Origin of the sequence: Floricoccus tropicus (assembly GCF_001832905.1) — a bacterium.
Classification (GTDB): domain Bacteria; phylum Bacillota; class Bacilli; order Lactobacillales; family Streptococcaceae; genus Floricoccus; species Floricoccus tropicus.
Map to the genome: position 1 here is coordinate 308,613 of NZ_MKIR01000024.1, position 14,189 is coordinate 322,801.

The window sequence follows — 14,189 nt, forward strand, 5'->3', positions numbered from 1 at the left end:
GTAGAAGTCGCACTCGGTTTTTCGTTGTTTATTTGCTTCCATTAGATAATATATTTTAGTCAGATTTATTGTGATTTACAGATAAGTCGATGTCCGTAAAGTTAACCAGACTAAAGTCAGGAGCTTTAAGGTACTCGGTTTTTCGTTGTTTATTTGCTTCCATTAGATAATGTATTTTAGTCAGACTTATTGTGATTTGCAGATAATTCGATGTCCGTAAAACTAGAGCAAGCAAGCTTGCAAGTTTTAAGGCACTCGGTTTTTCGCTGTCTATTGTTTTTTTAGGCAATATGTTGGTTTTCTGGATGCACATTTTGATTACTGGTTAATTTCTTTTTTAAGGAAGGTAAGTTTATCTTTTATTACCGGCTATTTTCTTGGCTTTTTTTAAGAAATTTGGTTATAATATATGTTAAGGTCAAAATAGGTCAATGATTATTGACGTTAAGAAAGGAGGATAAAATGAGTGCAAAAAATACATCAGACATGATTGAGGAGTACCTCAAAAAGCTTTTGGAAGCCACTGCAGAGATTGAGATAAAACGTTCAGAACTTGCAGAAACTTTTGACGTGGTACCTAGTCAGATTAATTATGTCATAAAAACTCGTTTTACCTTACCTCGTGGTTATGAAGTTGAAAGCAAACGTGGTGGTGGAGGATATATTAAGATAGTTAAAATCAAATATTCTAACAAACATGCCCTTTTGCAAGAATTAGACGAAAAAATACCACTTTTATTGAGTGAAAAAATAGCCAAAGATATAGTGCAATTTCTTTTTGAAGAAGAGTTGATTTCTTATCGAGAAGGTAATTTTGTATTAGCAATGTTGAGTGATTCAAACTTCGATTCGAAGGATTCAGATGCCTTCAGATCAGCAATGTTAAAATCATTCTTACGAAGATTGGATAGAGAAGATGAAATATAATAATAGATTAAAATTTACTCCTACTGTCGAGGCGATATTATCTGAAGCAGAACAAATTGCCTTAGAGTATAAAACGACAGTAATTGGTAGTGGACATTTGTTGGCGGCTTTTGCCGATTTTTATGATAATCATGGTTCAGCAAGTATCCACAATCAAGGACTTGAAAAAGAAGATATCGATATTGAGCTTGAAACGGCCAGTTTAGGTTTACCAGAACTCCCTAAAAAAGCCACAACAAGTTTTTCACCAAGACTTGAAGAATTACTAGAGCTTTCTCAGTATTTAGCAAATGAAAATGGAAAAAATGAGATTGGAACAGATCATTTATTTTATATTTTGGTCTCAGACTCAGACTCTTATGCACATAGGATTTTGAATACGCTTGGTGTCAACGTTAATAAACTATTGAAGGAATTTCTTGAGAAGACTCGTTTGGATATCCGTCCAATTATGAATCGTAAAGCAGTGTTGCCTGCTTCTAAGAGACAGGCTGCAGGTGCTGTTGATCCAAACAGCAAGACGCCAACTCTAGATAGTGTGGCGCGTGATATGACCAAACTTGCTCGTGATGGTAAGATGGATCCGATGATAGGACGCGACAAAGAAGTTGAACGCGTGCTGCAAATTTTAAGCCGTCGTACCAAAAACAATCCGGTTCTTGTAGGAGAACCAGGTGTTGGGAAGACTGCTATCGCAGAAGGTCTTGCGATAAAACTTGTGACAAATGATGTTCCAGAAGATTTACAAAATAAACGTTTAATGTCGCTTGAAATTTCAGCAGTCCTTGCTGGTACTAAGTTCCGTGGAGAATTTGAAGACCGTATGACAGCGATAATCGACGAAGTAAGCAGTTCAGACGATGTAATCCTGTTTATTGATGAAATTCATACAATTATGAGTTCAGGCGGAGGAATGGATGGAACACTTGATGCATCTAATATTCTAAAACCAGCTCTTGCTCGTGGAGATTTACAATTAATAGGTTCAACAACATTCGATGAATATCAAAAGAAAATCGAGAAAGATTCAGCATTAGAACGACGCCTAGCGCGTGTTGTGGTTGAAGAACCTAGTGCTGATGATACGGTTGCAATTCTTTCAGGTCTTAAGTCTAAGTACGAAGAGTATCATAATTTAAAAATAGAAGATTCAGCAATTGATGCTGCAGTTAAGAATAGTGTACGTTATATGCCTAATCGTAAATTACCAGATAAGGCGATTGATCTTTTGGATGAAGCATCTGCTCGTGTTAAAATTAATAATTTAGAACATGACGGTACTTATCAAAAAGCTCAAGAAGATTTAAAAGCTATTGATGAAAAAATTAATTTAGCATTTTTGAGCCATGAGTTATTAGAAATTAAAGAATTAAGAGAGCAAAAGTCTTTAATTGAGAAAAAACTTGATAAGCATTTATCACGTAAGAAAAAGACTAATGATACAAAAGTTACAGAACTTGATATCATTGAAGTTGTTAGTGATCTTTCAGGTGTTCCAGTTAGTCAAATGACACAATCAGAAGCAAGCCGTTTAGTCAAACTAGAATCTGAATTACACGAGCGTGTGATTGGTCAAGATGAAGCTATTGGAGCTGTTAGCCGTGCAATTCGCCGTTCAAGAAGTGGCGTGAGCGATCCAAGACGTCCTATTGGTTCATTTATGTTCTTAGGACCTACTGGTGTCGGTAAGACTGAGCTTGCTAAAGCCTTGAGTGCTTCAGTATTTGGTAGTGAAGATAATCTTATTCGTGTCGATATGAGTGAGTACATGGAAAAATTCTCTACTAGTCGTTTGATTGGAGCTCCCCCAGGATATGTAGGTTTTGATGAAGGTGGACAGCTTACTGAAAAGGTCCGTCAGAAACCTTACTCAGTAGTTCTTCTAGATGAAATTGAAAAAGCTCATCCAGATGTTTTCAATATCCTTCTACAAATCCTTGATGATGGTTTTGTAACAGATAGTAAGGGTCGTAAAATAGACTTTAGAAATACTATTATCATCATGACAAGTAATATTGGAGCGACTGCTCTTAGGGACGAAAAGACTGTTGGCTTCGGTGCTAAAGATTCAGCTGCTGACTACAAGGCTATGAAATCACGCATTTTAGAAGAGTTGAAGAAAGCATACAGACCTGAATTCTTAAACCGTGTTGATGAAACATTAGTATTCCACAATTTAACAGAAGATGAAGTTCAAGATATTGTTAAATTAATGGCTAAATCAGTAATTGAGCGTTTGAAGGAACAAAATATTAACTTAAAGGTTACACCCACAGCAGCAAAACATATTGCTAAAACTGGATTTGATCCTGAATATGGAGCCCGTCCATTACGCCGTGCCATTCAAAGAGAATTTGAAGATAAACTAAGCGAGAAATTATTGGCTGGTGAAATTAAAGAGGGTGATACTGTAACTATTGGTGTTTCCAATGATAAGATTAATTTCAAGGTTAAATAATAAATGTATTTAAATGAGGAAGTAGTGCTCAAAGCACTTACCTCATTTTTTTGATATAATTAGGAAAATGTTTAGTATAAGGAGTCATATGGATATTTTTCTTAGAGGAATGAAAGAAGTATTTAACCCAAAACGTGTTTGGGATGAACTTAAAAGCCTTGATATAAATGAAAAATTATTACTATTTTTCATGATTTTTTCCGTTTTTTTAGCTTTTATTTTTGATTCAAATGGCTCAGGTGGGTTACTTGGATTTATCACGGGAGTTTTCACAATTGTAAATTTGATTTTGATTGCAAGAGGAAAGTTAACAAATTATTTATGGGGAATAGGCTCATGTGTTTCTTGGTTATTTGTAGCAGTAAATAATCTGCTAGTTGGGGATATTATTTCTCAAAGCTTTCATCTGATGATGCAATTTGTAGGGATTTATGCTTGGGAGAAGGTGATGGAACATGCCTCTACTACCGAAATTGAACCGAAAAAATTATCAAGAAAAGCTGCTATATTATCATTTGTTGGTGCAATTGTACTATACTTTGCAATGGTCTATATATCAATTAAGGCTGGGGGTAATCTAGTTTGGTTGAGTTCAGCAATCCTTCCGGCTTCAATCATCGCACAATTTTTGATGACCTATGGATATAGTTCTCAGTGGATTTTTTGGCTAACAGTTAATATAATAAATATAATTATATGGAGTATACGCTTAGCAGAAAGCGGGTCGTCTGCTTTATCAATGCTTGTACTTAATTCAATGATGTTTATTAACTCACTCTATGGTATTTATGTTTGGTACGCGATTAGAGATAAAATGAAAAGGATATTAAATAAAAAAGGTTAGAATTATGACTACTAATAATATTTCAAAAGGAAAATTAAAAGGACAAAAAATCGGAATATATTTTGGAACTTTTGCCCCCCTTCATATTGGGCACCAACAACAAATATACAAAACGGCAGCTCTTAATGATGGAGTTTTATTGGTTGCATCTGGCTATGATGGGGATCGTGGAGATAAAATTGGTCTTAATTTAGAAAAAAGATACCGTTATTTACGCCAGGCCTTCAATGATGAAGCGGACATTAAAGTAGCAAAACTTGATGAAAATGGAATGCCACCAATGCCTGATGGATGGGATGTGTGGACTGAACGCTTATTAAGTTTGATTTACGAAAATACAGTCCAGAAGAATCTCCATATTACTTTCTATGTTGGTGAAGAAGAATATGTAACTGAACTTTCAAAGCGTTTCCCAACAGATGATGGCAATACATATTCTGTTGAAAGAGCAGATCGACACGATATTTTAATATCTTCAACTATGATTCGTGAAAATCCGCAAGCTCATTGGAATGATATTAACCGTGTATTTCGTCGTCACTTTTCAAAAGTTGTTACCTTTATGGGTGGAGCATCAACAGGAAAATCAACACTTGTCCGTCGTTTAGCACGTTCTATTAGTGCACCATTCTCGGAAGAGTATGCTCGTTACTATGAAGAAGTTTCAAATATTGATGATGATGAATTGCGTTTGGATGACTATGCCCGCCTCATTTTAGGACAATATGATGCAAACTCAAATGAAATTTGTTCACCATCTAATAACGGAATTGTTTTTTTGGACACGGATGCTATAGTGACACGAGTTTATGCAAAACTATATTTATCAAAAGAAGAACAAGAAGATTTAGAACCACTTTTCCAAAGAACTATTAGACAGGAAAAAATGGATTTAATCTTAGTTATCCCACCAATTACTAAATATGTTAATGATGGTTTTAGAAACATGGTTTGGGAAGAAAGTCGCTATGAATTTCATGAAGAATTGATGCGTCAACTTGATGAATTTGGTCTTATGGACAAGGTTGTTATGCTTGATGATAAGGGAGATGGAGAACGGGATGAATTCGGCTATCTTGCTCGTTATCACCATGCAATTGACGCCGTGAAAGAGTATACAGGAGTCGAGATTCAACGCTTGGAATATTAAAAAAAAACGCCACTGGCGTTTTTAAGATGAAAAATTTAAATTATAAATACGTATATAAAGACAAGGAAGGTATTAATTATGGCAGAATTAAAATTTGAAATTGAAGAATCATTAATTGTATTATCAGAAAATGAAAAGGGCTGGACTAAGGAGCTAAATCGTGTATCTTGGAACGGTGCACCTGCTAAGTATGATATCCGTTCGTGGAGTCCGGATCATACAAAAATGGGCAAAGGAATTACCCTTACAAATGAAGAATTCCAAGTCCTTTTACAAGAACTTGGAAACAAGTAATTATTTGATAAATAAAATAATTATCAATGCATAGTAAAATGCAAGGGCAATAAAGAAAGTTAGACGCCAGAATAGCTTAATAAAAGATCCTAGATCAAATCGACGTAATCTAAATAGCTGATTAAATAAAATGATTAATCCAACAATTGATATGATGATTAGAAAATAAGGAAGTGCACTCATCTGCGTAAACTTTAGGGAAAAGAAGCGAATTCCAAATATAGTAAAGAAGGTTACTAAATCAGGAACCCTAAAATTTGAAAAGCTTCTAATGTGAAAGAAACGAAAGAATAAACTTACCAGCAATATTGCTATTATTGGGTAAATTAAGGCAAATATTTTTAAAAACATAAATTAATTATAGCACGATAATATTTATTTTGGGATAGGTATTATCGTAAATTTATTTTAATATAAACAAGGCTTCCATTACTATTTGTAAAGGAAGCCTTGTTTGATATTTATCTTATGTTTATAAACTTAAGATATAGTGAAATACATTACTATTAATGCTATGGCGCCTATAGAATTATTTAGAGCATGTACCAGAATTGAATCCGATAAATTTCCCTTTCTCTGATATGCAAGATATAGTATTAGCCCCATTAAGAAATACATAGAGAAACTTATAATATTATCGAAACCATGAAGAGAAGCAAAAATAGCAGAACTTACTATCATTGTTAAGTTCTTATATTTATTTTGGAAGAATAATTCTGGGAAGATTCCTCTAAAAACAAGTTCTTCAAATAAAGGTGCTATTATGATGATACATAATATAAATGCTATAAAGTACGGTAGTGATGTGTTTTTACCAAAATCTAGTAGCAATTGATCATTGCTAGTCGTATCGCTTTTAAATATAGTTGAACTTGCAATGGTCAAGATAACAACAATTATACGAATGGCTAAAAGGTAAAGTATGTCTTTTAAAACATCTTTTTTTGATAATGTAAGTAATTGTTTTTTTGAGACATTACGATAATAATTCAAAGTTAATTTTATTATAAATAATATCAAAGCTAGCAAAATGATTGAGATTAATACATCTATATATATAGGTGAGTTTGTACTTAATGATGATGCAATCATTATTAAAGAAAGTGGTAGTGATACTATGATAATAAAACCAAAAATCTTTATTAAATCAAATAAATTTTCAGATAATGTTTTTTCTTTTTTCATTTTGTTCTCCTTACTAATATTCTTCAGTTACTTTTAGTCCGTTGTCTAATAATTCTTGCAGTCTTTTGATTTCTTCTTGAACGACGGTTTTTCCTTCTTCAGTTATTAAATATTCTTTTTTACGTGAATTATCGGCTTCTTCGAGTTCAACAATCCATTCTTTATCAACTAGAGTATTTAAGGCTCCATAAAGTGTTCCTGCAGCAAGTTTAACCCTACCACCTGACATCTCTTCAGTATTTTGCATTATTCCGTAGCCATGCAAGGGCTCATAGAGAGACAGTAAGATATAGTAGACAGCCTCAGTTAATACTATTTTTTTTGATTTAGCCATTTTCCCTCACTCACTAACTATATTTTCATTTTTTAATATTTTCTTTTTTTCATCAAGTTTGAAGTAACACAGTACCCATATTAAAATATCAACAATTGATAATATAAAAAGTAATTTATAATATTTTGTGCCACGAAATAGTAATGAGTATAGAAAAAGTAGTATTGAAAAGACTAATAATATTATAGAAAATCTTATCAACTTATTTAAATAGTCAATCCTAGATTGGTTATCTGAGAAAAGTTCAAATTCTTCTTCATTATCAGTGTTTTCTTTTGCTAAATATACCCAATTTAAATATTGGCCAACTTTTTGGACATCAAATGATTGCAGAAAGTCTAGATATTCTTTATTTTTCTTTTTACCACCATTTAAATAGTCCAATCGATATGTATATTCATTAGGTTTTCCTTTGTAAAACTTATAATAAAAAGAAAATTTAACCTCCTCAAGTTGCCAACCCTGTGCGGACATATCATTTAACCATTTTTCTTCTTTATCAAAATTCCAAAAAAGAAATGCTTTAAATATTTTTTTCTCTGTCATCCTAACCTCACTCGCTGATTATCTGTTCTTTTTCAATCTCTTTTTTGCTTTTATGAATTTTATAAATTCTGCTTAGTTGCATTATAACTAAAATACTAATTGCCAAGAATCCAAATGAGAACAATAGTTTTCTTGTAATCGTCCATGTTGGAAATTCTTTAATAGCTGGAATAAAAGTAAACAACATGATGCATGAAAATGCTAAAAAGGATGACCAAAGATATCTTTCTACTCTGTTTAGATAGTTAGTCTTTGATACATTATCAGAGAATAAGTCGAAATCCCCATCTGAGGTCTCTTTCTCTAAATATAATTTTTCGCTATTTCGTCCTATATATCTTATATTCATTTCTTTTAAAAAATCAATATATTTTTTTGTCTCTTTTTGATTTCTATCAGTAAAATATATTTTATATTGATATCTATCAGGTTGACAATCAGATAAATAATATTTAGTAGAAGAAATTCTTTTTAAGCGCCATCCTTCTTTTGCTAATTTATTCAAATATTCTTCTTCTTTAACAAAATCATTTAATTTTATATAAACAGTTTTTTCCATCTTATAACCTCTTTAGTTAATTAATTGTTTTTCGAGAACATTTTTCTTTTTGTTGATTTTTGATAATCCACTTAACCATATAATTATCAAGATTATAAGTGCTGTGGAAATATAAGGAGCTAGCATTAATTCTGTATTTGATGATACTAAAAGAAGATTTAATATAAAACAAGAAATAGTCATTGTACTAGATTTTAGAAGTTTATTTAAAAAATTAATACGGTACTGCTTATCTGAAAAAAGTTCAAATACTTGATCACTAGAATTTTCATTTTCCATAGATAGATATAACAAATTATATGTTTGATAAACTTTTTCGATTCCAAAGGATTGGATAGAATTTAAGTATTCTTGATTTTTTTCTTTACTATTATCTAAATAGTCAAGTTTATAGATATATGTATTTGGCTGACAACTCTTAAATGTATATTTTATTCTTTTGATTTCTGTAAGTTGCCAACCCTGTGCAGACATATCATTTAGCCATTTTTCTTCTTCATCAAACTGCCAGAAGAGAAAAAATTTTTTAACTTTTTTTTCCATCTTATTTCCTCACTCAATTATTTCCCTTTTTTTATTTATATCGGAATCCGATACAAATAAAATATCACCTTCCGATATAACTGTCAACGATATATTGGAAAAAGTAAAAAAAAGAAATCTGTTGATGGCAAATTTCTTTCATATCATTTGAGTTGGTAGAGACTCAAGTGATTTAGGCATAAAGTTTTTTAATTAAAAATACACGAAGAGCTAGTTATTAATGAGTTTAAAGCACATGTATTTTAGTAAACCTTATAATTATTATAGGTTTACTAAAATAATATCACTTTACAGAATTTTTGCAATACTTTTTGTAAAAAGAACAAAAAATAAGCACCTCTCTAAATATTGAGAAGTGCTTATAAATTACTCTATTAAGTCAGAAAACTCAGCATTTACAAAATTTGCTAAGTCCTGAGGATTTATCTGGATACTTTTTCCAACTTCACCTGCAGACACGATCATGAATTCTTTATCTTGGGCTACTTTATCAATAAAAATTGGGAATTTCTTAGTTTGCCAGATTCCAACAGGGTTGTTAGCCCCGTGAATATAACCAGTCGTTTTTTGAAGATCTTTAAGTGGTATCATGGCAACTTTTTTATTGCCACTAGCAGTTGCTAATTTTTTATAGGATAGGTGTTGAGTGATTGGGATGATTCCGATTACTGGTCCAGTATTATTTCCGATGAGTGCTAATGTTTTATAGATGTCATCTTCTGATACATTATCTGGTTTTTCACCCTCTAATGCATTTATTTCCAAACCTATGTGAGCAATCCCTGCCTTATCTAGAATTTGTTCAACTAAGGTTTTTTTATGTTTTTTCTTAGCCATAAATAATTCTTTCTATTTGTATTTCTCTTCTAATCCGCTCATCCAAAGGCCTAATAGAACTCCCAGTCCAAAAAGGATAAGTGAAATGATAAATGTTCCAAACCCAGCACCAGCATATGAAATAGACTCAGCAGATTTAGGATTCGGTATTAGAATAAGTAGTGTACTTGCTAATACAATACCGATGATAAAGTGGTAGACGCGTGAATAGTAGTGTTCTAAGAGATACTCCATAAGTTTTGAAAATAGTAATATCGCAAGCACTCCTCCAATAGTAATTGGAAGGAAGACTCCTAGAAGGTCAAAACTCTTAAACCCAGCAAGCATTGGGCTGTATAACCCTAATATTAGTAGGAAGTTTGAAGGACTTAGTCCTGGAACTAGTACTCCAAGAGCGATAAGTGCTCCTGCTAAGATAAATGTAGCAAAGTTTGCAGGTAGTGTACCAAACATATATGGCATGAAGTATAAGAATAATCCACCTATAATAAAACTACCTATTAACCAAGTTAAATCAGTTCTCGTATGTTGGCCGGCTTGCTTACTTGATGCTTCACGCCAAAGTGAAGGAATGCTACCGACGATTGCTCCTGCAAATCCCCATAGGACAATAACTTGATAGTTTGCAAGGAGGTATTCAAGTGGAGCTGATAAAATTCCGATTCCTAGTATTCCACCAATTCCAACAGGTAGGAAATATAGGAAATTTTCTTTAAAGTTTTCGCGAATATGAGCAAGAAAATGAAGCATCCTGTCATATAAGCCTAAAATTGCTGCGAGTACGCCTCCCGAGACTCCGGGCAATATAAATCCAAGGGCAATGATTACACCCTTAAACATTCTAATGAACCAATCTTTCATATTGTTTTATTTCTCTCTTTCTTGATAATAAAAAATAACCGTGAGGTATATCACGGTTAATTATATCATGGTTGCAAGATTTTTGGAAACTTACTAATAATAGCTGATAAGACTATACTTGCGACTAAGGCTGTTAAAATGGCACTTAGCCCATTTACAACTAAAGAATATGATACTGCTCCCCAACCCTTCCACGCATATTGACTCCAGAAGATTACTCCTGCAATAAAATGCCAGAAAAACCTAGCGAAAGTTGCAAAGAAGCTGGCTACTATTGTCCAAAATATAGTATTTGATTTTAAACGAGATCGAAATATACCAGCAGTACCACCAAAGGTAAATGCAACTATATATTCGATGAAAACTTGGGAAAGTGAAAGATAATCAACAACTCCAGTTGCAAAATGAAGTAACCCCCAAATAAGTCCAGCTATAAGCCCAGGTGCTAATCCACGTCTTAAACCAAATAAAATAATTACGGTTTGTCCCAGACTAACATCAATCCATCCAAATCTAACTTTTAAAAATGAAAGTGTCATTGCGAGTGCTGCACAGAGCGAAGCTTCAACAAGAATCCTCAAGTCTAGCTTTTGTGTTTTTGACATAAAAAAATCCTCCTAAAATTCACAAGGAAGATGTATTATCTATAAACATATAGTAACACATCCCTACGACGGTATTAACCGTATCAGGTTCTGAGGGTGAATCTCAACCAGAAGAATTGACTTCCAGTACCCCTTGCGTATCTTTATCTTAACATATGTGCTAGAATATTACAAAAAAATAATATGAGAAAAGGAATCGAAAATGAAAATAGCAATAATTGGACTGGGACATGTAGGAAGTACAATAGCTTATACCCTTCAGGGGCAAAAAGAGATTTCAGATATCTTTCTCTATGATAAACAAGAAGATAAGTTACAAGCTGAATATCAGGATTTAAGAGATGGATTGATACTCTCTGAATATCCTGAAAAAAATATTGTTTTAAATGATTATTCTGCCTTAGGTTCTGCCGATATATTGATTTATTGTCCGGGAGATATTAAAGTGCTAGAACATGAGAGTGACCGTTTGGCAGAATTAAGAGTAACTAGTAGGATTACCCGTGAAATTGCACCTAAAATAAGTAAATCAGGATTTTCTGGTTTGATTATCTCTATAACAAATCCATGTGATGTCATTGCAGGTTATTTAAAAGAACTGCTTAATTATCCAGCCCATAAAATTATTGGAAGTGGGACAGTATTAGACACAAATCGCCTAAGAAATGCACTTATTGATGCGGACTATGATGCAAGTAAGGGTATGATAATTGGAGAACATGGCGAAACCCAAGTAGCCGTAATTGACCTTGATCTTTCAAAATCTCAAAAAGATGAACTTTTGAGCAAGTCACGATATGGAGGTTGGTCAATTTTTAATGTAAAAAAATATACTGCATTTGGCATTGCACCAAGTGTTCTGTATATATTAAAAAGTATTTGGAATGAAACAGGTCAACCTTTACCAGTATCAACTTATGATTCAAAAGAAGATATATTTTATTCTTATCCTACAATTTTATCAAGAGAAGGAGTAGTTTCAAAAGTTGATTTTCCATTGATGAATGATTTAAGCTATAAAGAGGAATTAAAAAAATCTATTGAGCGAATTCGTGAAAATAAGGATACGATATAATTTACATATGTTGTCATAAAAAATTTTGAAGGTTGAGATAATCTTTTTGATGATATGATAAGTTTAATAAATTTTAAGGAGTACTTATTCATGAAAAAAAGTAAAATATTTACAGCTATAGTTGCTGCTACTGCATTACTAACTCTAGCTGCTTGTGGTAATGGAAAATCATCTTCAAAAACTCAGGACAAGGCAAAGAGCTACAAGGTTGGAGTTGTATCAGATAGTGAGAAAGAAATCTGGAAGAGTGTAGCAGCAGATCTAAAGGAAAAAGACGGAATAGATCTTGAAATAAAAGAATTCAGTGACTATAACACGCCAAATGCAGCTCTTGTTGATGGAAGTATTGATTTAAATGCCTTCCAGCATATTGCATTTCTCGATGAGTATAATTCGAGTCATAAACAAGATATTGTATCAATAGGATTTACATATGTCTCTCCATTAGGACTATATTCTAAGAAAGTTAAGGATTATAAAGATATCAAGGATGGCGATGAAATTGCTATTCAAAATGATGTAGTTAATTGTGGCCGTGCTTTGCAATTACTTAATGCAATAAATATCATTACTCTAAAGAGTGATGCGCCAGCTTCACCAACTGTAAATGATATTGAGAAGTATAATGTAAAGATTAAGATTACAGAAGTTGATGCTTCTCAAACGGCTTCTTCACTACCAGACGTAGCAGCAGCAACAGTTAATACCAACTATGCACTTGATGCAGGATTAAAACCTACTAAAGACGCGATTTACCTTGACACTGAACGTTTAAAAGAAGTTAATGATATTTATAAAAATATCATAGCTGTAAAGCCTGAAAATAAAGATAATCCAGATTTTAAAAAGATTGTTGAAGCATATCAGACTGACAAGACTGCTGAATTAATAAAGAAAAATTCTGACGGGAATGATATACCTGCTTGGACCAAATAAATTTGTATATTAAAAAGGGAGAATGCGAAAGTTCTCCTTTTTGTTTTGTTTACCAAATTTCATTATATGAATATTAAAAGTGCCTATAAAAAAACTTTTGATCTAGACAAAAAGTTACATGATAAGATGAGTGAGTAGTCAAAACTACAGAGAAAATTATTGGAGATCTAATCATGAAAAAAAGTAAATTATTTACAGGAATTATTGCAGCTGCAACAATATTAACTTTGATTGCTTGTGGAAACAAGGAAAAAGCAACTTCGAATAAAGAAGGTGAAAAAGAACGCATATACACAATTGGTGTTGTTTCAGATACCGCCAAACTAACTTGGGATGAAGTTGCGAAGGTTGTTGAAAAAGATGGTATAAAAATTAAATTAAAGCAATTTAGTGATTACAATACACCTAATGATGCGCTAGCAGATGGAAGTATTGATTTGAATGCTTTCCAACATATTGCATTTATGGAAAACTATAATAAAGAAAAGAAACAAGATTTAGTTTCTATCGGCTATACATTTGTTTCTCCCTTAGGATTATATTCAAATAAAATTAAGGATTATAAAGATATTAAAAATGGAGATAAAATTGCCATTCCAAATGATGTCACAAATGGTGGGCGTGCATTACAATTATTAGATGCTATTCAAGTTATTAAATTAAAGGATGATGCACCTAAATCACCATCAATCAAGGATATTGATAAATACATTAAAGATGTGAAGATTGAAGAACTAGATGCTTCTCAAACAGCAGCTACACTTCCGGATGTTACGGCTGCTGTTATAAATACAAACTATGCAGTTGATAGTGGATTAAAGCCTAAAAAAGATGCTATTTATCTTGATACGGATAATCTTTCTAAGGTAGGAGATATCTACAAAAATATTATTGCAGTTAAGGCAGAAAATAAAGACAATCCAGATTTTGCAAAAATTGTAAAAGCATACCAAACTGATAAAACGATTGAAATTTCAGATAAAGAGTCTTATGGTAATGATATACCAGCTTGGAAATAACAGGATTCTAAGTATT

The 14,189-nt window shown here is 32.5% G+C and carries 17 protein-coding genes and 1 riboswitch; of the genes, 8 read left to right on the top strand and 9 right to left on the bottom strand.

Annotation, left to right across the window (positions count from 1 at the left end; all coding sequences use genetic code 11):
- The first annotated feature begins 462 nt into the window (after window positions 1-462).
- The 5 genes from BG261_RS09445 (at window position 463) to BG261_RS09465 (ending at window position 5,673) form a co-directional block, all read left to right on the top strand.
- Entirely contained in the window at window positions 463-927 is a 465-nt protein-coding gene (locus tag BG261_RS09445) for a CtsR family transcriptional regulator (RefSeq protein ID WP_070793066.1), read from the top strand.
- A complete protein-coding gene (locus BG261_RS09450; protein ID WP_070793067.1) occupies window positions 917-3,385 on the top strand; it encodes an ATP-dependent Clp protease ATP-binding subunit in 2,469 nt (822 codons plus the stop codon). Before BG261_RS09445 ends, BG261_RS09450 begins: the two co-directional genes overlap by 11 nt.
- A gap of 88 nt (window positions 3,386-3,473) precedes the next feature.
- Entirely contained in the window at window positions 3,474-4,229 is a 756-nt protein-coding gene (gene pnuC, locus BG261_RS09455; RefSeq protein ID WP_158007199.1) for a nicotinamide riboside transporter PnuC, read from the top strand.
- Between the two features lie 4 nt (window positions 4,230-4,233).
- Window positions 4,234-5,379, top strand: a complete 1,146-nt coding sequence (locus tag BG261_RS09460; protein ID WP_070793069.1) for a nicotinamide-nucleotide adenylyltransferase — start codon at window positions 4,234-4,236, stop codon at window positions 5,377-5,379.
- Window positions 5,380-5,457: 78 nt separating this feature from the next.
- The gene (locus BG261_RS09465) at window positions 5,458-5,673 is read left to right on the top strand and encodes a YdbC family protein (RefSeq protein ID WP_070793070.1); all 216 of its coding nucleotides are present in this window, start codon (window positions 5,458-5,460) and stop codon (window positions 5,671-5,673) included.
- On the opposite strand, the gene BG261_RS11770 is transcribed toward BG261_RS09465, so the two are convergent.
- The 9 genes from BG261_RS11770 to thiT all read right to left on the bottom strand — a co-directional run bounded on the left by BG261_RS11770 (window position 5,674) and on the right by thiT (window position 11,143).
- A complete protein-coding gene (locus BG261_RS11770; RefSeq protein WP_075201864.1) occupies window positions 5,674-6,024 on the bottom strand; it encodes a DUF3397 family protein in 351 nt (116 codons plus the stop codon). It lies immediately after the preceding gene.
- A gap of 129 nt (window positions 6,025-6,153) precedes the next feature.
- Complete coding sequence (locus tag BG261_RS09470; RefSeq protein WP_070793071.1) at window positions 6,154-6,858, bottom strand: CPBP family intramembrane glutamic endopeptidase; 705 nt, start codon at window positions 6,856-6,858, stop codon at window positions 6,154-6,156.
- A gap of 13 nt (window positions 6,859-6,871) precedes the next feature.
- A complete protein-coding gene (locus tag BG261_RS09475; protein WP_070793072.1) occupies window positions 6,872-7,192 on the bottom strand; it encodes a PadR family transcriptional regulator in 321 nt (106 codons plus the stop codon).
- Between the two features lie 6 nt (window positions 7,193-7,198).
- The gene (locus BG261_RS09480; RefSeq protein ID WP_070793073.1) at window positions 7,199-7,738 is read right to left on the bottom strand and encodes a DUF2812 domain-containing protein; all 540 of its coding nucleotides are present in this window, start codon (window positions 7,736-7,738) and stop codon (window positions 7,199-7,201) included.
- A 7-nt stretch (window positions 7,739-7,745) separates the two neighbouring features.
- A complete protein-coding gene (locus tag BG261_RS09485) occupies window positions 7,746-8,297 on the bottom strand; it encodes a DUF2812 domain-containing protein (protein WP_070793074.1) in 552 nt (183 codons plus the stop codon).
- A 12-nt stretch (window positions 8,298-8,309) separates the two neighbouring features.
- Entirely contained in the window at window positions 8,310-8,840 is a 531-nt protein-coding gene (locus BG261_RS09490) for a DUF2812 domain-containing protein (RefSeq protein WP_070793075.1), read from the bottom strand.
- 366 nt (window positions 8,841-9,206) lie between these two features.
- Window positions 9,207-9,677, bottom strand: coding sequence for an aminoacyl-tRNA deacylase (locus BG261_RS09495; protein WP_070793076.1), 471 nt, complete (start codon window positions 9,675-9,677; stop codon window positions 9,207-9,209).
- 12 nt (window positions 9,678-9,689) lie between these two features.
- Window positions 9,690-10,538, bottom strand: coding sequence for a DUF368 domain-containing protein (locus tag BG261_RS09500; protein ID WP_070793077.1), 849 nt, complete (start codon window positions 10,536-10,538; stop codon window positions 9,690-9,692).
- Between the two features lie 65 nt (window positions 10,539-10,603).
- Window positions 10,604-11,143: an energy-coupled thiamine transporter ThiT gene (thiT, locus tag BG261_RS09505; protein ID WP_070793078.1), complete on the bottom strand. Its 540-nt coding sequence runs from the start codon at window positions 11,141-11,143 to the stop codon at window positions 10,604-10,606.
- Window positions 11,144-11,186: 43 nt separating this feature from the next.
- A riboswitch (TPP riboswitch) is annotated at window positions 11,187-11,287 on the bottom strand.
- A gap of 58 nt (window positions 11,288-11,345) precedes the next feature.
- On the opposite strand from thiT, the gene BG261_RS09510 reads away from it, so the two are divergent.
- The 3 genes from BG261_RS09510 to BG261_RS09520 all read left to right on the top strand — a co-directional run bounded on the left by BG261_RS09510 (window position 11,346) and on the right by BG261_RS09520 (window position 14,173).
- On the top strand, window positions 11,346-12,218 hold the full coding sequence (locus BG261_RS09510) for a lactate/malate family dehydrogenase (protein WP_070793079.1): 873 nt from the start codon (window positions 11,346-11,348) through the stop codon (window positions 12,216-12,218).
- 90 nt (window positions 12,219-12,308) lie between these two features.
- Window positions 12,309-13,154, top strand: a complete 846-nt coding sequence (locus BG261_RS09515) for a MetQ/NlpA family ABC transporter substrate-binding protein (protein WP_070793080.1) — start codon at window positions 12,309-12,311, stop codon at window positions 13,152-13,154.
- Between the two features lie 173 nt (window positions 13,155-13,327).
- Window positions 13,328-14,173: a MetQ/NlpA family ABC transporter substrate-binding protein gene (locus tag BG261_RS09520; protein ID WP_070793081.1), complete on the top strand. Its 846-nt coding sequence runs from the start codon at window positions 13,328-13,330 to the stop codon at window positions 14,171-14,173.
- Window positions 14,174-14,189: the final 16 nt, after the last annotated feature.

Coding starts and splice junctions, on each gene's coding strand:
- BG261_RS09445 (WP_070793066.1), top strand. CDS start 463: ATGAGTGCAAAAAATACATCAGACATGATTGAGGAGTACCTCAAAAAG.
- BG261_RS09450 (WP_070793067.1), top strand. CDS start 917: ATGAAATATAATAATAGATTAAAATTTACTCCTACTGTCGAGGCGATA.
- pnuC (WP_158007199.1), top strand. CDS start 3,474: ATGGATATTTTTCTTAGAGGAATGAAAGAAGTATTTAACCCAAAACGT.
- BG261_RS09460 (WP_070793069.1), top strand. CDS start 4,234: ATGACTACTAATAATATTTCAAAAGGAAAATTAAAAGGACAAAAAATC.
- BG261_RS09465 (WP_070793070.1), top strand. CDS start 5,458: ATGGCAGAATTAAAATTTGAAATTGAAGAATCATTAATTGTATTATCA.
- BG261_RS11770 (WP_075201864.1), bottom strand. CDS start 6,024: ATGTTTTTAAAAATATTTGCCTTAATTTACCCAATAATAGCAATATTG.
- BG261_RS09470 (WP_070793071.1), bottom strand. CDS start 6,858: ATGAAAAAAGAAAAAACATTATCTGAAAATTTATTTGATTTAATAAAG.
- BG261_RS09475 (WP_070793072.1), bottom strand. CDS start 7,192: ATGGCTAAATCAAAAAAAATAGTATTAACTGAGGCTGTCTACTATATC.
- BG261_RS09480 (WP_070793073.1), bottom strand. CDS start 7,738: ATGACAGAGAAAAAAATATTTAAAGCATTTCTTTTTTGGAATTTTGAT.
- BG261_RS09485 (WP_070793074.1), bottom strand. CDS start 8,297: ATGGAAAAAACTGTTTATATAAAATTAAATGATTTTGTTAAAGAAGAA.
- BG261_RS09490 (WP_070793075.1), bottom strand. CDS start 8,840: ATGGAAAAAAAAGTTAAAAAATTTTTTCTCTTCTGGCAGTTTGATGAA.
- BG261_RS09495 (WP_070793076.1), bottom strand. CDS start 9,677: ATGGCTAAGAAAAAACATAAAAAAACCTTAGTTGAACAAATTCTAGAT.
- BG261_RS09500 (WP_070793077.1), bottom strand. CDS start 10,538: ATGAAAGATTGGTTCATTAGAATGTTTAAGGGTGTAATCATTGCCCTT.
- thiT (WP_070793078.1), bottom strand. CDS start 11,143: ATGTCAAAAACACAAAAGCTAGACTTGAGGATTCTTGTTGAAGCTTCG.
- BG261_RS09510 (WP_070793079.1), top strand. CDS start 11,346: ATGAAAATAGCAATAATTGGACTGGGACATGTAGGAAGTACAATAGCT.
- BG261_RS09515 (WP_070793080.1), top strand. CDS start 12,309: ATGAAAAAAAGTAAAATATTTACAGCTATAGTTGCTGCTACTGCATTA.
- BG261_RS09520 (WP_070793081.1), top strand. CDS start 13,328: ATGAAAAAAAGTAAATTATTTACAGGAATTATTGCAGCTGCAACAATA.